Here is an 18,788-nt window from a genome sequence, read left to right on the forward strand (position 1 = left end):
ATCACCTGACGCTATCAGACACCTTGCCTGAATTCCTGGAAAGTACCGTTGCTGTAGAAAATCAAAATCCGCTCCACGGTTTTATCCTGTTTAGAAACCGCGTCATTCAGCATGCCATTCTCGCGTGATCGGGCAGTTTGATGATTGTATTTTCTGCTTGATTCCGATGCCGCCGGGTACTGCGGTTTTCTTTCATGAACCGGAGCGTAGGAAGTGTGTCTTTCCTGATATTCGGTTTGATCCAGAGGCAGACTTTCATCATCCATAATCCAGTTCAATCCGATCTCTGGAAACCGGCGTATAATCTTCTGTACAATGTCCAGGCTAGGCTTGTTTCTGCCAGCAAGAATATGTGAAATGCTCGAACGCTGAATGCCGATTTCATCTGCAAACAAGGACGGTGATATATTCTTTTCAATCAGTATTTGTTTAATCTTTTCATTCAAATCCATAATTGCATTTTGTAATTTAATGTAACATGGCTCAAACTTAATCAATTCACATCAGTAAACAAATAAAGATTTATAATGTTAAACTTATAATTGTAAATTGTTTACAAGTATAAATAGCCATTAATTTAATAATGTAAATTTAACTTTATGCATTATTTATGCCATTAAGACACTTTACATACTTAAACAACAAAAAAGGCTGCCTATGCCAATCATAAGCAGCCTTAATAATCTGATGTAATATTCTAAACTGCTACCTGATTTTCGCGCAATGCATCATTCAAGGAAGTCTTTAAATCCGTACTGGCTTTTCTTTTTCCAATGATTAAAGCACATGGAACATGATAAGTACCTGCGGCAAATTCTTTTGGCAAGCTGCCCGGAATAACTACACAATCTTCCGGAACATAACCCTTGTATTCTATGGGCGAGTCACCAGTCACATCGATGATTTTAGAACTTCCGGTTATGGTTACGCCAGCTCCAAGAACCGCTCTTTTACCGATATGTGCACCCTCTACAACAATACATCTTGATCCGATAAAAGCACCATCTTCAATGATAACAGGAGACGCCTGTACGGGTTCCAGGACACCGCCCACTCCTACTCCTCCGCTCAGGTGAACGTTCTTTCCGATCTGTGCGCAACTCCCTACTGTGGCCCACGTATCGACCATTGTTCCCTCATCGATATAAGCTCCGATATTTACATAAGAAGGCATCAGTACAACACCTTTGGAAATATATGCACCATACCTTGCAACAGCTGGCGGAACAACCCGGATTCCGAGTTTATCATAGCCTGTTTTCAGTTTCATTTTATCATGGTATTGAAAAATGCCGACTTCACTGACTTCCATCTGTTGAATCGGAAAGTAAAGAATGATTGCTTTTTTTAAAGCCTGATTAACTTTCCACTCTCCATTTGGCAGTGGTTCTGCTACTCTTATTCTACCTTTATCTACTTCTTCAATAATATCCTTTATAAAGTTGATTGCTTCCGGTTGTTTAAGAAGCGCTCTGTTCTCCCAATAAGACTCAATTTGTTGCTCGTAACTCATGTTAAACTAATTAATTAATAAACTATATTTAAAGTATTGAAATACAGGAATTTGTACTGTTATGTAAAACAATATTTTATAAATCAGGTAATCTTAAATAGAATCTATGGCCTTTCCTCCTACCCTAAATTTAGCTTAATTAAAGCAGGTTATCAAATGGTGGATATAATTAATGTTTCTCCTGTGCAAACAGCGGTAAACCGGAAATCGCATGCGAAAATCATAGGCTTTGCCGACAAGCTTTACTGTCATGAGCATTAAGCATCTTGTCATTCAATAATAAAGTAAGTCACAACCAGTATTTGTTTTGCATTTACTAAATTAAAAGTACATTCCAGATCGATAATAAACATTTGCAAATTAAATAAATACGCAGAGATAAACATAAAAGAATACTATTTAAATTAGTATTAAGCAATAAAAAATAATGCTAAATTTAGTATTTGATTGCAAATTTGCTAATGTGTGTAGCTATCTAGTGATAATCTTACTATTGATGAATTTTCAGATATTCCTTTAAATCCGTATACATTTTTATTAATATTGCCCTTTAAATAAATCAAATTAAGAAAGACATGTCTAACGTAAAAGTTGCAATTAATGGATTTGGTCGTATCGGCCGTCTGGTTTATCGTCAGATTTATAATATGGAAGGCATTGATATTGTTGCCATCAATGATCTGACCAGCCCAAAAGTATTAGCACACTTACTTAAGTACGATACGGCACACGGACGCTTTGATGCAGAAGTTAAAACAACTGATAATTCTATTGTTGTAAATGGTGAAAATATCGTTATTTATGCACAGCGTGATCCTGCACAGATTCCATGGGGATCTCATGATGTCGATGTTGTCCTGGAATGTACCGGATTTTTTACCAGCCAGGAATCAGCAAGTGCACACATCAAGGCAGGTGCCAAGAAAGTAGTTATTTCTGCTCCTGCAACCGGCGATCTGAAAACAATCGTTTACAATGTTAATCATGACATTCTGGACGGATCTGAAACCATCATCAGCGGCGCTTCCTGCACAACCAACTGTCTTGCACCAATGGCGCAAGTTCTGGAAGAGAAGTTTGGTATTGTAAATGGTTTGATGACAACGATCCACGCCTATACCAACGACCAGAATACACAGGATGCCCCACATGCTAAAGGTGATTTGAGACGTGCCAGAGCTGCTGCACAGAATATCGTTCCGAACAGTACGGGTGCTGCAAAAGCAATCGGACTTGTATTGCCATCACTGAAAGGAAAACTGGACGGATCTGCTCAGCGTGTTCCGACTCTTACCGGTTCATTGACTGAACTTACGGTAATTCTTGGCAAGGAAACCTCTGTTGAGGAAATCAATGCTGCCATGAAAGAAGCAGCAAATGAAAGCTATGGCTATACTGAAGACGAAATTGTAAGCAGCGACATCATCGGCATCAGCTACGGCTCCTTGTTCGACGCTACTCAGACAAGGGTTCAAAAAGTAGGCAATACACAACTCGTAAGAACTGTTAGCTGGTACGACAACGAAATGTCTTACGTTTCTCAGCTGGTAAGAACTGTTTATTACTTTGCGGGTTTGATCGGTAACAAATAAGATCAATCTCCTACGAATAAAAAAGCCGTTTTAACATGTGTTAAAACGGCTTTTTTATTCGTCCATGCTCTATAGAACAATCGCATTAATGTATTTGATGGTATAACCTTTAGCCGTAAAAATCCGCTCATAATGTGTAGTTACACCGAAATGATCATCAAGCAGATGAGAATTATATAAATCAGCAGTATGCTCAACGATCCGGTATGCACCGGACTTTTCAATTGTCTCCAGCGTATAATCATATAAGAAAGTACTGTCTGTCTTTAAACAAAACTTTCCGTCCGGTTTCAGAAAAGCTGCATAATCGTTCAGGTATCTAAGATTGGTGAGGCGCTTGGCTTCATCACGTGCTCTTACCTGCGGATCAGGATGAATAAGCCATATTTCACTTACTTCATTCGGAGCAAAAAATTCATGCGAATACTGGATACCTGCCCTTAGAAAAGCAACGTTATGCAGGTTTCTTTCTGATGCAAGCTGGCTTCCCCTTGCAATCCTATCGCCTTTCAGATCCATTCCTATAAAATTCTTGTCTGGAAAATGGGTGCTCAAACCAACGGTGTATTCTCCTTTTCCACAAGCCAGTTCCAGTACAAGCGGATTATCATTTTTAAAGTAAAACTCGTTCCAATTACCTTTTATCTGCGTATACAAAGGTTTTCCTGCTTCAATTACATTTTGCGCTTCAGCACTGAAGCGGTAATGATCTAACTTTCTTCTGCTCATTAACTGTTTTTGATTTACAACTGTTCAAGGTCCGCTACGACAAACGTACTTCCGCCAACGTAGATCGTATCATCAGGATCCGCTTCCCAGATGGCTTCTTTCAGCGCTTCATTGACATCCGGGTAAACATTTCCCTGCAAACCAACTTGCAAAGCCATGCGCTGAAGATCTTCTGCCTTTAAGGCACGCATGTTGGAAGGCTGACAAAAATAGAATTTCCCGTTAGCCGGAAACAATTTCAGCATGCTGCTGATGTCCTTGTCTCCGACAAACCCGATGACAAACCTTGCCTGGCCGCTTGAAATGCTCGTGAACTGCTTCATGGTTTCCGACAAACCGGCTGGATTGTGCGCAGTGTCGCAATAAACGGCGGGATTATCCTGTAATTTTTGCCATCGACCCTGTAATCCGTTTAGTTCAACAACTGATTGAAGTGCCGAAACAATATCATCATCCTGTATTTGCCAACCTTTCGACTTTAATATTTTAACGGCTGTCAGAACGCCGCCGAGGTTTTTTACCTGATAATCGCCCGTAAGATCAAGCTGGAGATTGGGAAAGACAAGCTCCATCGTAGACTTTTCAAAAACCTTGACATTCATCCTGCCGTTTGAAAAACCTACTTTGGTAATGTCGTAAAGTTGTGAACCGTAATATAGCGATGCATGAAGTGAGGTAGCAGCCTGTGTGAAAACAGTACTGATCTCTTCGCTCTGATATTCACTGATGACTACGGGAACGCCTTGCTTGATGATACCTGCTTTTTCCGCAGCAATCTTTTCCAGCGTATCGCCCAGAAATTGTGTATGATCCAGACTGATGTTTGTGATCAAAGATAGCTCCGGATGAATAATATTGGTTGAATCCAGCCTGCCTCCCATTCCGACTTCAATGACGGCTACATCCACTTTTTCATAGTTGAAATATGCAAATGCCATAGAAACAGCTACTTCAAAAAAAGAAGGACTCAATCTATCGATGTTAGATTTGTGATCAGCTATAAAATTCGCTATGAAGTCCTCGTTTGCAAATATGCCATTTACCCGTATTCTTTCCCGGAAATCTTTCAGGTGCGGGGAAGTATAAAGTCCTACTTTATAGCCGGCCTTTTGCAGGATAGCAGCAATCATATGCGAAGTACTGCCTTTTCCGTTGGTACCGCCAATATGAATGGTTGGATAATCATTTTGTGGATTTCCCGCCAGCTTGCAAAGCTCCATGGTAGTCTGAAGGCCGGGTTTGAAGGCCCGGGCTCCAATATTATGAAAAACCGGTAATCTGCTGTACAGGTAATCCAACGTTTCCTGATAATTCATTCTGCTTACCGTGAACGTATTTTAAAAGTGATGGTTCCGATGGATTCATCCGGAACGTTATCCGATTTAGGCACAAACGTCAGATCGCGGACTGCACTTTTGTATTTGTTTACCACAGCATAATCGGTTACAGTTGTACTTTGCGTGATAATGCTCTTGACACGCCCGTTTTTATCCACGGTAATCTTGAACGTAATATCGCCGGTAGCATCGGAATTATCATCCACAACCGGTTTGCGTGACCAGCTCCAACCGGAAAGGCTTAGACCAACTGCCGTTCCGCCACCGCCGCCTTCACCCTTGTATGTCTTGGCAAACAGACTGCCGCTTTTGGAACCTTTGTCGCCGACACCTTCCGCATCATCTCCGTTGTTGTTCCCGCCAACCCCGCTCCTGGTTCCGTTGGTGCCATTGCTGCCGGATTTGCTTCCGGACGATTTTGTAAAAAGTGCATCCCGGTTAACAGCCTTTTCCGATGCCGGTTTGCTGACCGGCGCCGAAGTATTTTCACTTCCGGCCGATTTCTTCACATCCGTCTTTTCAGGCGCTTCCACAGGGCTTTCTTCTTTCGAAGAGATAACCGGCTTTTCGGCTGCGGTTTTTACCGGCTTCGGAGACTCGATTTTTGGCGGTGTGGGCGGCGTCGGCTTGGGAGTGGATACAGACTTCACCTTTTTGACTTCGTCGGCATCTGCACGCATATTTTCGGCTACCTTGCTGTCATTGGGTTTATTGAAGGTCTGCACATTTCCTCTTCCAACTTTTTCCGTACCGTAGTTCACTTCCACAAAAAGCTCCATAGGCGCCACTTTGGGTACTGAACTGTTGAGCCGGATGAAGAAGAACAATCCAAGCATGGCAATTGTAATTCCGAAGGACATAGCCCATGAAACTGCGATTCTCTGACGATCTTCTGCCTGTTGTACAATCATTTTTTTCAGTAATTAATTTTTTTATTCAACGTGCAATCAAAAAATATCTTGTATAAACGTAAAAAGAGGAAGCTGGTTATGCTTCCTCTGCAATCATGCTGTTTTTCTATCTCTTTTTATAAACCCAGCCGGCTTCCCCAATGACTGTCTTCAGTTTGGCGGATGCACGGTAAGCATCACTTTCATTATCAAAACCGCTAACGGCCACTTTTACCTTTTTGCTATACTTATCAGCCGGTATGATAATTGTTTCTGTAAAACCTTTTGCCTGTAATTCTTTCAGCAGGATTCCGGCCTGCCTGGCTCCTTTGAAAGCACCTGCAATAACATAGAAACGGGCATCTGCCGGGATAGCGGAAACCGGCTTTGCTGTAACCGCTTCTTCTTTAACGATTGGTTTAACAGCCACTTCCGTATTGGTTACTGCCGCAGCAGAATCCGGCGCTGCTACTTTGACAACTTCCGGAACAACAGCAACCGGCATTTCAGCAGCTTTGCGTGTTGCTTTAATAGTTTTAACTTCCTTTTCAGGTGCTGAAGGCAGCGACTTGCTGGCAAACAACTCTGTAAATGGATTCAGCGTACTTTTGATATCGGCACGTGAATTAACCAGGAAGAAGCTCAGTCCGCATAACAAACCTGCAATGACAGCAGCGGCAGCCCAGTTGGACCACTTGATTACGGTAGTTTTTTCTTCCTCTGCTTCCAGAACTTCTGCTGCTTCCTTCGGAACATACTTTTCATTCTGAAGAGCCACTGTCGGCCTGGCCTTGAATTCCTGAACCTTTATTTTCTGGAATCCATACCACTCATCTTTGAAATATTTCTCCGTGCTTGGCTCAAATACCAGTTTCCCTTCTACATTCTTGCTGAACTCACCGATGCCGGCAATTCTGGCCCGTCCATCTTTTTCAAGCCTGGAACGGAGCTGATCGGTATATTTTCTTACATATTCAACCGCTTCTGCATGCGTCAGCTGCTGGTTTCTGGAAATGTAATTGGCCAGGAAACCGTCATCCAGTTTAAGAAACTCGTTAAATGCCAGCTTTTTAACCGGTGGTGAAAAAAGCCCTGAACTGGTATCATACGCGGCCGGGATCTGATGCGAAAGCAATGCTCCGAACCCGGGAATGATTACAAATTCATATTCCCCAACTAATTTCCTGATAATGGTTTCGACTGCGATCATGGAGCGTCTATTGAATTAACTGAGCGAAGTTAAAAAGAAAACGATAATCCTCCAATAAAGTTAAGCCCTTGCTGCGGATAATACTGGTACCGCTGATACTGTTTCCCGAACATGTTGTTAATGGACACAAAAGCAGAGAAGTTCCTGGTTAACAGGTAATCAATCTTCAGATTCAGGTCTGCAATAACCGGCAGTTTCGTAACGGCACCGCTCTGAAAATTTTTTGCTTTTATACCTCTTAAAACATAAAAATCGGTGGTTACAAACAACTTTTTACTAATCGACAAAGCGTTAAACCAGTTTAACGTAAGATCCGGACGATGCCACGCCTCCTCAACTGCGCCGAGGGAATAATCAAAGAAGTTTACTTTAAGCGAAGTTTTAAAAAGGTCGTTAAAGTTGTAGCCGGCCTGTCCTGAAATGGTCAGCACCTTTGTTTTTGCATTATCATAAAGGATCGAGAATTTGCTGGTATCGGCCAGCGAATTGTTGAAGTTGTAAAAATTACGGTACTGGGTATAGGCCACTTTTCCTTCGTAATTAAAACCCGAAGTTGTTTCCCCTTTTACACCGCCGCTTATTTCTGAATTCTTCTCTGTATTTACAATTAAAACATTGGGCCCGAGCCACTGATTCTCGCTCAGCATGCTCCGCAATGTATTCCGGACAATATCGCCGTTCCAGCCTGCAAATACATGCAGTCCTGTAAAAGGCGTAACATCGATGTTCAGCACCGGAAATGCCTTTGTTTTGTTGATATCCAGCTCGCTGTCGGTTTCATTTACGGCATTGATCCCGGCAGTTACGGTGTACAGTTCCGTAACGTATTTGAAAGTAGGCTTTACCCTAAAAAGATTCCGGTTATATGTAAACTGGTCTACACGCTGCGATACAAAGGCATCCGCTTCCAGCAAGGCATAAAAACTTTCTGTAATGGGTACAGAAGCCATCAACTGCGTTCCCCAGTCCAGTTCCGAGGCATTGTAACGGTCGCGAAGCGTATGCAAGCCTGTTTTTACTGAATAATCCACCGCAACGGAAGCATCGGTATTTTCAAATCCCAGGTTAATCCCGAACTGGTTAACCGTTTGTCTCAGACTATCTCTGTTCACAATGTAACTTTCCGGCTGCGGCTTGTAGCCATAGAAATAGTAGTTTTTACGGTCGTAATCCAGCGATGCCTCTACTTTGTACGTGTTCCGGATGTATTTGCCTCCGACCTTGAAGTTGGTGGAAGCATTGGCCGAATTCTTTCCTTCCACGGGTCCGCTTGCGGCAGACAAATGTTTCAGCTGCGTTGTAAAAACCAGATCTTCCGTCGGTCTTGCGCCTACAAAAGCCTCGCCCAGAAACCGTCCGTAATTTCCGCCGCCCAGCTTGACATAGTTGTTCAGCACGTCAGGCTGTTCCTGCCTTTGCTGTTCATCAGAGGAAACCCCTACAGCGGGCGTTAGTTTGGGCGAAGCAATGTTGATCTGCGGATCAATGATTTCGTATGAAACCTTTTTCTTTGCAGCATCGGTTTGTACGGGCTGCACGTTGTCAAAAACCCGGTTTGCCGGAGCAAATTCGATGCTCTTTTCTTTGACAATCTCGTAAGTCTGGCTTTCTATCTCGCCTTTTTGCGCAAAGGAAAACGGAATTGAAAATCCGGTTAAAATGAATAATAAGGCAAAACGCATGGCACTGGTATTCGTCATGAATGTATATGTTGTCTTTTTTCTCACGGTATTCATCATTTAAGTTTTTCAATCTGGGCCAGTTTTTCCTTTGCCAGCTGAACGGCTTCCTTGTCATCCGAATTTTCGATGATCGAGCTTAAAGTAGCCTTGGCCTGCTTCATATCTTTCATTCCGACATATACTTCAGCCAACAGAATAAATGACCTTACGCGCCAGTAATCATAACCTTCGAAATTTTTGCCCATCTCGATGATGGCCGCCTCGGCATCCTTGTATTTCTTGTTCCTGTAAAGGATCATGGCCGACCAGTAACTTGCTTCTGCGCCGTATTCGTCCTTTGAAGCAGCCATGATTTTCTTGAATTCCTCTGCAGATTTGGCCAGATCGCCGCGGTCATACGGAACCTTGCCAAGATACAGCTGCGCTTTGCCGGCGCTTGCGGGAACTACATCGGCGGCGTTGATGACTTCTCTTGCGTAATAGAGCGTAGAGTCATAACTTTTTAACGTGTAATACGTATCCATTAACCCGATCCATGCCTGCGCCTTTTCCTTTTTACTTTCCGAATTTCTCAGCAGCATTCTGTAACTCGTTACCGCATTGTTGAAGTTGCCACGTCCGATTTCCAGCTCCGCCGATCTTTGCGCCGCCGCACCAACGAACGTGGAGCGGTTTTCCTGGATGACCTTTCCAAAATACTGCAGTGCTTCACTCACTTTTCCGATTTTGTCATACGATGAACCGATGAAATAATTGGCGTCGTACTGATGCGGGCTGGACGGATAGCTTCGTATAAATTCCTGAAGTGAACTGATAGCATTCTCGTATTTTTCAGCGTAGTACAAGTTGCGTACGTTATCGAACTCGACTTCTTCCAGTTTTTCATTCGCCGGATTGTTTTTGCGGACAACGCCAAGAACCTGTGTAAATTCCTCCGGACGGCCCACGGCGGTATAACTTTCCTGAATTCCTTCCAGTGCACTGCTGGCAGAAGGAGAATCCGGATATTCGGTCAGCAGCTTTCTGAAATCGACAATGGCCTGTTCGTATACCTGAAGATTGTAATAGGATTGTGCTCTCCGCAACAATGCAGCAGGAATCAGAACGCTCGTCGGTTTTTCATTGATCAGGCGGGTGTAGCCTTTTACCGCAGCCGAATAACTCTGGTTCTGGAATTCAATATCTGCCAGCTGAAAATAGGCATCGTCCAGGTAATCCGAAGACTTGTACTGCTTGATCAGCATTTCAAACTGCTGGCGTGCTTCGGGTTCCCTGTTCATATATACGTAAGCCCGCGCCTTCTGGAAAATCGCATAATCTTTATCGACCTTCCCTTTGGCGGCAACTTGCTCGTAAGTCCGGATGGCTTCATTGTAATTCTTGGCGGCAAGGTAACAGTCCGCAAGGCGGGCATATGCATCTTCGATCATATCGCTTTCCATTCCCTCTATATTGCTGGTGAATTCCTTGAAGTAATTCAGCGCCTGTCCGTACTTTTTCTGGTTATAATAGATGTATCCCAGTGCATACAGACTTTTTCTGGCGTAAATGCCCGATTTAGGGTTTTTGGTGATTTGTGTATAAAGCTGGGCTGCTTCGTCTACTTTCTTCAATCCATACGTTGATTCTGCTTTATAATAGGCAGCAGCATTGCTTATTTCTTCGTCAATCGGGAATTTCAGCGACTTATCAAAGTTAACAATGGCGGGATCAAACCTTTGCTGGTTGAGTTCGGTAACGCCCTGATTGAAAGTAAGCCGCTGATATGTCCCATTAATTTTAGCATTACGTTTGGAAAGCCCTTCAATGTACTTAATGGCGCCGGTACTGTTGCTGGCATTGGAGTAACCTTCTGCCACCAGCTCCGTTGCTTCTTCCACATGCTTGCTTTGCGGGTATGTCGCCATAAAACCATTGAATTCCTTCACCGCATCGTTGTTGTTTCCAAGGTCAAGCTGAACTTTGGCGTGGTTATATGCAGCTTCTTCTTTTACGACGTTATTGAATTCCAGCTTGGCAGCATTATCAAATGACGTTAAAGCGTTACTTAAACTATTTGTCTTTAAGTAGCTGATTCCCAATATATATGAAGCGTACTGCGAAACAGAATCCTTTCCATTACCAACCGGCTTCAACGAAGTAATGGCTCCGCTGTAATTTCCGCTCCGAAACTGGGAATGGCCGTAATGCAAGGCAACACTTGGCGGGACGGCGCCCGGCTTCATTCTTTTATAACGTTCATAGGCTGTAACAGCCGCAGCATAATCTCCTTTTTCATAGTAAACTTCTGCCACGTATAATGCTACATCATCCAGTTTAGTATTTCCTCTTTGCTGCGTCAGCAACCTTTCACCATATTTTAAAAGCTCATCATATTTTTTCAGCTGGTACAAAGATGAAATGATCCAGTTGGGAGCTTCATTTTTATAGTACTCGTGCGATTCTATTCTCAGAAAATCCTGGTAAGCTTCTTCAAAATTGTTCTTCTGGTAATTGATGACGCCGGCGTAAAAGGATGCATCGGCAGAATTGGCAAAACCGGTTTCTGTTTTTACCTGGTTAAATAGCGGAAGTGCGGCATCCAGCTGCTGTGTTTTATAATAAGACATGGCCAGCTGGTAAGTGCTTTCCAGCTTGTTCGGATTATTGCCCGTCAACGTAACAGCTTTTTGCAGGTAAGTAATGGCTTTTTCATACGAACCGGCTTCATAATAATAACGTCCCAGATCACCATAGATCTGCTGTGCTTTGGGATGTTCGGAATGGTTCTTGACGAAACGATCCACCTGTACTTCTGCTTCCGGGTAATTCAGGTATAATCCGGTTACTGCCACGTAATATTCCGCCGTAACCTTGTTATAATCACTGGTGCTCAGCAGCTTGTCCTGATTGCTAAGATACTCTCCAAATTCCTGTCTTGCAGCGACATAGTTGGATTTCTCATAATATTCAAGGCCATTGCGGAAATGAGCTTCAGGTTCTGTAAAACTCAGCGTATTCTGAGCCGAAACAGAAGTTGCACCCATAAAAATAAGCGTTCCAACTGCGGAGGCGCCATGTTTAAAAATCATAGAAAGTGAGTTGAGGGAATTTTGATTTAAATTATTCTTGACCATATTCAGTTAAATAGCGTATTTCACTGCACACATACTGCTCCAATTGGTTTGTAACTAACGAAATGTGAATCAAAACCGTATACGTCCGTAATCATCCCGGATAATGGTTAAAACAGGATGTTGTTTCTTCTTAATGAATCTGAAAAATCGTTGTGCATGGCATTGAACCGGTCGGTAACTGCCGCAAGAAAAGCTTCATCCATACACGCTTCGATTTCTTCCTGACTCTGGATTTCGTAATCATCGATTTTGTAAGTTTGCTCATACATGCCGGATTCAATTTTTATAATGTATTTATTATTCCATTGGTAAAGCCCGATCTTGTATTCCGAACCAGGTAAATCCTTAATATATCTCATTTCAATTTATTATTTGTAACATCATGAGTATCAGGTTAGAACTAATAGTAATACTAATCTTATTAGTGCTAAATATTTTAAGCTGCACCAGTCAGAGCAAAAAAGACGCTGCCGATTTTTTTTTGAAAGGCAATCAGGCCCTCAATCAAAAGAACTATGCCGAGGCAGTCCGGTTTTACAATGAAGCAATTGCCAAAAATGCAGATTTTTCAGACGCATACCTTAACAAAGGTATAAGTTTATTGAAAATGAATAAAGCCGAAGAAGCCTTCGACGTTTTGTCAGAAGCAATCCGGATTGACCCAACGCTTGTACAGGCAAATCTCGTCCGTGCCGAAACCAGCCTTCATCTGGGCCGATTACGTGAAGTACGGCAGGATTTGCAGGCCATTGAAAAACAGTACCGGGATTCTACCCGTTATTACCTGATTAAAGGAGATTTGCTGAGTGCAGAAGGAAATTCCGCGCTGGCCATTCCCGAGTATGACAAAGCCGTTCAGCTGAAAAGCAGCAACGTGGAAGCTTTGGTAAACCGCGGTGCCATTTATTACAACATGCATGCTTACAAACAGGCGAAAGCGGATTTCAACGCCGCTGTTTCCATCAGCCCTTTGCTGCCGCAGGCCCTGAACAATCTGGGGCTTATTGCAACAAAAGAAAAGAACTGGCCGCTTGCCCTTGCTTATTTTGATAAAGTGCTCGATGCGGATCCGTCAGATCCTTATTCACTGAACAACAAAGGGTATGTTTTGCTTCAGACCGGACAAGCCGAAAAGGGAAAGGAACTCATCAGCCGCTCGCTGGAAAAGCTACCTGAAAATGGTTACGCATTGCGAAACCTGGGCATGTATTATCAGCTGACAGGAAATATTGATTTGGCTGTTGAAACCTACAAAAAAGCCATTGATTTGTCCGAACCCGTAGACATGCTGTACGGACTTGCCGGAAGTGCTTACTGGCAGCAAAAGAACGCGTCAGAAGCATGCAGAATATGGAAGCAGGGAATCATCCTGAAAGATTCTGCTTCCATCGCTGAGGCGGCGAAAAACTGTAAATGAATTTTCAGGACCGCAATAATCCTTTCAGTAATTTCCATACTTTTTCATTTTCATACGGATCGGTAAAGATTTCCAGCAGACTGATTGTCTGGTTTTCCCAAAACGCATGTAATATTGCATGCAGCGAACCCATGTCAGTTGCCTTGAAATAGGCTATTCCGGAATCCTCACAGGTTCTTTCCGCTGTAAAGGCATGCCGGGTTTCGAAATAAGTCTCCATTTCCGGCAAAGCCCCGGGGCCTTCGATCATCCGGAAAATATTGCCGCCGGCATTGTTGATGACAACGATTTTTAAATTTGATGGCAACGGAGCAACAAGCAATCCGTTGCGGTCATACAAAAATGCTACATCACCAACGATCAGCAGCGTGTTCTGTTTGTTGACCATTGCTGCTCCGATGGCAGTGCTCACACAGCCGTCAATGCCGCTTGTTCCGCGATTGCAGAAGACACCGGACACAGCATCGTTTACTCCCATAGCATTAACGTAGCGAACAGACATACTATTTGCCACATGTAACTGATAAGATGCATCTGAATACCTTAAAATTCTATCTAACGACGTTAGATCATTTAACGCATCTATATTTTGAAGGAAAACAGCCTTCTCAGATCTGGATCGGTATTCCAGTTGAAGCCATTTCTGTTTGAATGCAGCTTCGGTTTCAGGTTCTGAATTCTGGATAAACAACTGATTGTCAATACGGTCAAATAAATTTTTGAAAAAGTAGTCCGCTGAAACCGGAAGCTGCTTTGTAAGGGACTGCGTCGGATCGGTCAGGAAATCATCTTCTCCTATGTGCCAGTGTCGGCGCGGCGGGTTTTTACGGATAAATTGCTTGAATTCTTTTGAAATAAATGACAGTCCGAATGTAACCAGTAAATCCGGCACCAGTTCCTGACCTGCATCCGGTAAGAACAGATCATGGCTTTCTATAAATTCATCATCTCGTATATTGGTGATACAATCTCCGAGAACAGGAATGTCCCATTCTTCCGAGATCGTTTTGAGCATCTTTTTCAGTTCAGGATCAGGCTTGTTCTGGCCGCCGGCAATCAGGATTTTAGGCGATTCATCCCATTCGTTCAACAGCCCGTGCCAAACAGACTCCGGAAAAATGACAGCAGAATTTGGCCTTTCAATAATCCGGATATACTCGGACTCCTGAAAAGATTCCGAGCCGGACGGGTAAAATGGCTCACGAATCGGAACATTAATGTGTACCGGGCCCATGGGAACCATTCCCGCAAGGTTAACCGCTTCATTGGCCATGCGGTTAATAGCCCATTTTACATCCTTATGCTCGTACTCGGTTGAAAATTCAAACGACCTTTTAACGTGCTTGCCGAAGATTTCCGTCTGATAAATGGTTTGCCCGTCATATTGATGCAGCCATTCTTTTGGTCTGTCGGCGGATAAAACCAGTAACGGGACCTGCTGAAAAAAAGCTTCTGAAACGGCGGGCGCATAATTGTAAGCTGCACTGCCGGAAGTACAGATCAATACCACCGGCATACCCAGTTGCTGGGCCATTCCCAGCGCAATAAATCCCGCTGATCGTTCATCCATACATACGTGTAAAGAAAACCCTTTATAACGCGTAAAAGCCAGCGTTAAAGCTGCACTGCGCGATCCCGGAGATATAACAACATGCCTGATTCCTTTCCGATAGCAAACGGCGGCAAGATCAATAAGTGGTTGTAAAATAGCCATACTGCAAATGAAAATAGCCTCGGAAAGAGGCTATTTAAATGAAATATTCAGAAATAAACGGATATGTTAAGCAAATTAACCCAGATAAGTCTTCAAAGCTTTGCTTCTGGAAACATGGCGCAGCCTTCTGATGGCTTTTTCCTTGATCTGGCGAACTCTTTCACGAGTCAGGTTAAACTTCTCGCCAATTTCTTCCAAAGTCATTGCATGCTCGCCATTCAGACCGAAATAAAGGGCAATAACATCGGCTTCGCGTTGGGTCAGCGTGCACAGGGCTCTCTGAACTTCCTTGCGCAACGATTCATTCACAAGCCCTGAATCCGGCTTGTCTTCCAGGTCGTTTTCCAGAACATCCAGCAGACTGTTTTCTTCTCCCTGAACAAAAGGCGCGTCCATCGAAACATGCCTTCCGGAAATCTTCATAGTATCCACCACTTCTGAAGATGAAATTTCAAGTACTTCCGCCAGTTCTTCAGGTGACGGCTCACGCTCAAAGCGCTGTTCCAGTTCTGAAAAAGTCTTGGAGATTTTATTCAGAGAACCTACACGGTTCAATGGTAAACGTACAATTCTGGATTGTTCTGCAAGTGCCTGAAGAATGGACTGGCGAATCCACCAAACAGCGTATGAAATAAATTTAAAACCTCTTGTTTCATCAAAACGCTGAGCAGCCTTAATCAGACCCAGATTTCCTTCGTTGATCAGGTCACCCAAGGACAAACCCTGATTCTGGTACTGTTTGGCAACAGAAACCACGAAACGAAGATTGGCTTTGGTCAGTCTTTCCAGTGCAAGCTGGTCACCATCCCTTATTTTTTGAGCTAACGTCACTTCCTCATCCGGCGTTAACAAATCCACCTTACCGATCTCTTGCAAATACTTATCTAGTGACTGACTTTCCCGGTTGGTAATTTGCTTACTGATCTTTAGCTGTCTCATCTATTCTTTTATTAATATGTATATACAACGACATTAACTACTGTCCTTACAGAAAACAACATTTTACTCGTTTTTGTTCTCCGGTTTTGGCAGTAACACTTTACGTGATAAACGGTATTTCCCGGTTTTTTTGTCTATTTCAACCAGTTTTACCTGAATCTCTTCTCCTACTTCAAGAACGCCGTCCATTTTCTCGAGACGTTCCCATTTTATTTCAGATATATGCAGCAAACCGTCTTTTCCGGGTAAAAATTCCACGAATGCACCAAATGGCATAATTGATTTTACCTTTCCGGTATATACTTCGCCGATTTCCGGAACGAGGATGATTCCTTTGATTCGGGAAACTGCTTTATCCATGGAAGTCTTGTCGGCCGAGAATATACTTACGAAGCCGGCGCCATCTTTTTCTTCAATGGAAACGGTGGCTCCGGACTCTTTCTGAATGTCCTGAACTACTTTTCCGCCAGGCCCGATTACCGCTCCGATCATTTCGCGGTCAATCTTGATAACCACGGCACGAGGCGTATGCGGTTTCAGATCCGGACGGCTTTCCTGAATGGTCTTGTTCATTTCACCCAGAATATGCAGCCGGCCTGCTTTGGCCTGCATCAGCGCTTCTGTCAGTACTTCGAACGAAAGTCCGTTCACTTTCATATCCATCTGACAAGCCGTAATCCCGTTTTCAGTACCGGTTACTTTGAAGTCCATGTCGCCGAGATGATCTTCATCACCAAGAATATCGGAAAGAACCGCGTATTTGCCCGTTGCTTCATCTGAAATCAGACCCATTGCAATCCCGGAAACCGGCGCTTTTATTTTAAGGCCTGAATCCATCAATGCAAGCGATCCGGCACAAACGGTAGCCATGGAAGACGAACCGTTTGATTCTAGAATATCGGATACAATACGGATGGTATACGGATTATCTTCCAGTGGCGGCAATACTTTTTTCAATGCACGCAAAGCAAGATTTCCATGACCTACTTCCCGGCGGCCCGGTCCACGGTTTGGTTTTACTTCACCGGTTGAAAAACCCGGAAAATTATAATGAAGCAGGAATTTGCTGTAACCGTACTTCATCGGCGTATCCACAATCTGCTCATCGTTTTTCGTTCCGAGCGTAACGGTGGTCAGCGACTGCGTTTCTCCTCTTGTAAAAAGTGCCGATCCGTGTGCGTTCGGAAGAAAATCCACTTCAGAAGCAATTGGTCTTACTTCATCCAGCTTGCGTCCGTCCAGACGTTTTCTTTCGTCCAGCACCAGGCGGCGTGAGCCTTCCCAAACCAGATCATTGAAATAACGCTTGGCAAGTCCTTTGTTAAATTCTTCTTCTTCCGGAATTGAGGCAACAAATTCTTCCCAAACTCCTTTGAAGCCGTCTTTACGAACCTGCTTGTTGGTAGAGCCGCCTTGTGCAACGACATATATTTTATCATAGCAAAAAGATCTTACGCGAGCTTCCAGTTCTTCATCAGACTCGTCGCCTACGTATTCTCTTTTTTCTGTTTTACCGACAGCAGCTTCAAATTCTTTCAATGCAACGCACTGGTCTTTGATGGCTGCATGTGCAACTTTAAGTGCTTCGATTACTTCTTCTTCTGATACTTCGCTCATTTCACCTTCCACCATGGCGATGTCATTGTAAGTAGCGCCCACCATCAGTTCCAGGGTAGCACGTTCCAGTTCCGCAGAACCGGGATTGATCACGTATTCCCCGTCCACTTTGGCAACACGTACTTCCGAAACCGGACCGTTGAACGGAATATCCGAAGCAGCCAGTGCAGCAGAAGCCGCCAGTGCAGCCAGCGCGTCCGGCAATGCGGTCTGGTCTGCGGAAATCAAAAGGAGGTTAACCTGTACTTCAGCATGGTAATCATCCGGGAACAACGGACGCAGTACACGGTCAACCAGACGGCTGATCAGTACTTCATGATCCGACAATTTTCCTTCACGACGCTGAAAGCTTCCGGGAATTCTTCCGGCGGAAGCAAATTTCTCCTGATAATCAACAGACAAGGGTAAAAAATCCAGACCCTCTTTTATATCTTTATTAGCAACAACCGTTGCGAGCAGCATGGTATTGCCCATTCTGACAACCACTGATCCATCCGCCTGTTTTGCTAATTTTCCTGTTTCAATTGTGATTTCCCTGCCATCAGGTAAGGTTATAGTCTTGTTAACTATATTAAAGAGCATAGAATATTTGATTTTTGTAGCTGCGAAACGCCGTCCTGACGTTCTTGATGTTTGTTAATTTTCCGCAAAAAATCAGGGAACTTACATTTAGCTGAAGTTCCCTGATCTTAAATTACTTACGTATGTTCAATTCGGCAATAATTGCACGGTAGCGGTTAATGTCTTTCTTATAAAGATAATCCAGCAGTCTTCTGCGCTTTCCTACCATTTTAAGAAGTCCAAGTCTTGTGTCGTTATCTTTCTTGTGCGTTTTAAGGTGCTCGTTCAGATAATTGATACGGTACGTAAATAAAGCAATTTGTGATTCAGCAGAGCCGGTGTCTCCGCCTTCTTTTTTAAAACCTTTCGATTCGAAGATCTCCGTCTTCTTTTCCGCGGTTAAATACATGATTGTAACAACAGATTAAGTATTTGTAAGTATTTTACAGCACCCTGCCGTAAATAAGGTTG

General features: G+C 43.5%; 15 protein-coding genes. 2 read left to right on the forward strand and 13 right to left on the reverse strand.

Translation table 11 applies throughout. From position 1 onward, the window contains the following. Nucleotides 1-14: 14 nt before the first annotated feature. On the reverse strand, nucleotides 15-452 hold the full coding sequence (locus tag FEM55_RS03540; RefSeq protein WP_138279921.1) for a helix-turn-helix transcriptional regulator: 438 nt from the start codon (nucleotides 450-452) through the stop codon (nucleotides 15-17). A 245-nt stretch (nucleotides 453-697) separates the two neighbouring features. Continuing rightward, nucleotides 698-1,513, reverse strand: a complete 816-nt coding sequence (locus FEM55_RS03545; protein WP_138279922.1) for a 2,3,4,5-tetrahydropyridine-2,6-dicarboxylate N-succinyltransferase — start codon at nucleotides 1,511-1,513, stop codon at nucleotides 698-700. A 575-nt stretch (nucleotides 1,514-2,088) separates the two neighbouring features. On the opposite strand from FEM55_RS03545, the gene gap reads away from it, so the two are divergent. Further along, nucleotides 2,089-3,105, forward strand: coding sequence for a type I glyceraldehyde-3-phosphate dehydrogenase (gap, locus tag FEM55_RS03550; protein WP_138279923.1), 1,017 nt, complete (start codon nucleotides 2,089-2,091; stop codon nucleotides 3,103-3,105). 69 nt (nucleotides 3,106-3,174) lie between these two features. On the opposite strand, the gene trmB is transcribed toward gap, so the two are convergent. The 7 genes from trmB to FEM55_RS03585 all read right to left on the reverse strand — a co-directional run bounded on the left by trmB (nucleotide 3,175) and on the right by FEM55_RS03585 (nucleotide 12,428). Next, nucleotides 3,175-3,834 carry a tRNA (guanosine(46)-N7)-methyltransferase TrmB gene (trmB, locus tag FEM55_RS03555; protein ID WP_138279924.1) on the reverse strand — a complete coding sequence of 220 codons (660 nt, stop codon included), beginning with the start codon at nucleotides 3,832-3,834 and terminating at the stop codon, nucleotides 3,175-3,177. Between the two features lie 14 nt (nucleotides 3,835-3,848). Beyond that, nucleotides 3,849-5,150 carry a bifunctional folylpolyglutamate synthase/dihydrofolate synthase gene (locus tag FEM55_RS03560; RefSeq protein WP_138279925.1) on the reverse strand — a complete coding sequence of 434 codons (1,302 nt, stop codon included), beginning with the start codon at nucleotides 5,148-5,150 and terminating at the stop codon, nucleotides 3,849-3,851. 5 nt (nucleotides 5,151-5,155) lie between these two features. Further along, nucleotides 5,156-6,082 (reverse strand): hypothetical protein, encoded by a 927-nt coding sequence (locus tag FEM55_RS03565; RefSeq protein WP_138279926.1) that lies wholly within the window; start codon nucleotides 6,080-6,082, stop codon nucleotides 5,156-5,158. Between the two features lie 106 nt (nucleotides 6,083-6,188). Next, nucleotides 6,189-7,271: an HU domain-containing protein gene (locus tag FEM55_RS03570; protein ID WP_138279927.1), complete on the reverse strand. Its 1,083-nt coding sequence runs from the start codon at nucleotides 7,269-7,271 to the stop codon at nucleotides 6,189-6,191. A 29-nt stretch (nucleotides 7,272-7,300) separates the two neighbouring features. Then, complete coding sequence (locus tag FEM55_RS03575) at nucleotides 7,301-8,971, reverse strand: TonB-dependent receptor (RefSeq protein WP_138279928.1); 1,671 nt, start codon at nucleotides 8,969-8,971, stop codon at nucleotides 7,301-7,303. 35 nt (nucleotides 8,972-9,006) lie between these two features. After that, on the reverse strand, nucleotides 9,007-12,024 hold the full coding sequence (locus FEM55_RS03580) for a tetratricopeptide repeat protein (protein WP_229209073.1): 3,018 nt from the start codon (nucleotides 12,022-12,024) through the stop codon (nucleotides 9,007-9,009). A gap of 152 nt (nucleotides 12,025-12,176) precedes the next feature. After that, entirely contained in the window at nucleotides 12,177-12,428 is a 252-nt protein-coding gene (locus tag FEM55_RS03585) for a hypothetical protein (protein ID WP_138279930.1), read from the reverse strand. A gap of 65 nt (nucleotides 12,429-12,493) precedes the next feature. Here FEM55_RS03585 and FEM55_RS03590 point away from each other — a divergent pair, with 65 nt between their 5' ends. Then, on the forward strand, nucleotides 12,494-13,486 hold the full coding sequence (locus tag FEM55_RS03590) for a tetratricopeptide repeat protein (RefSeq protein ID WP_229209074.1): 993 nt from the start codon (nucleotides 12,494-12,496) through the stop codon (nucleotides 13,484-13,486). A gap of 4 nt (nucleotides 13,487-13,490) precedes the next feature. On the opposite strand, the gene menD is transcribed toward FEM55_RS03590, so the two are convergent. From menD to rpsO, 4 genes are all read right to left on the reverse strand, one after another. After that, nucleotides 13,491-15,200 (reverse strand): 2-succinyl-5-enolpyruvyl-6-hydroxy-3-cyclohexene-1-carboxylic-acid synthase, encoded by a 1,710-nt coding sequence (gene menD, locus FEM55_RS03595; RefSeq protein ID WP_138279932.1) that lies wholly within the window; start codon nucleotides 15,198-15,200, stop codon nucleotides 13,491-13,493. Between the two features lie 75 nt (nucleotides 15,201-15,275). Then, nucleotides 15,276-16,139, reverse strand: coding sequence for a sigma-70 family RNA polymerase sigma factor (locus FEM55_RS03600; RefSeq protein WP_015810559.1), 864 nt, complete (start codon nucleotides 16,137-16,139; stop codon nucleotides 15,276-15,278). A 63-nt stretch (nucleotides 16,140-16,202) separates the two neighbouring features. After that, entirely contained in the window at nucleotides 16,203-18,338 is a 2,136-nt protein-coding gene (gene pnp / locus FEM55_RS03605; protein WP_138279933.1) for a polyribonucleotide nucleotidyltransferase, read from the reverse strand. A 112-nt stretch (nucleotides 18,339-18,450) separates the two neighbouring features. Continuing rightward, a complete protein-coding gene (gene rpsO / locus FEM55_RS03610; protein WP_026628777.1) occupies nucleotides 18,451-18,726 on the reverse strand; it encodes a 30S ribosomal protein S15 in 276 nt (91 codons plus the stop codon). Nucleotides 18,727-18,788 lie beyond the last annotated feature (62 nt).

The sequence above is a fragment of the Dyadobacter sediminis genome, from assembly GCF_005860765.1.
GTDB lineage: Bacteria > Bacteroidota > Bacteroidia > Cytophagales > Spirosomataceae > Dyadobacter > Dyadobacter sediminis.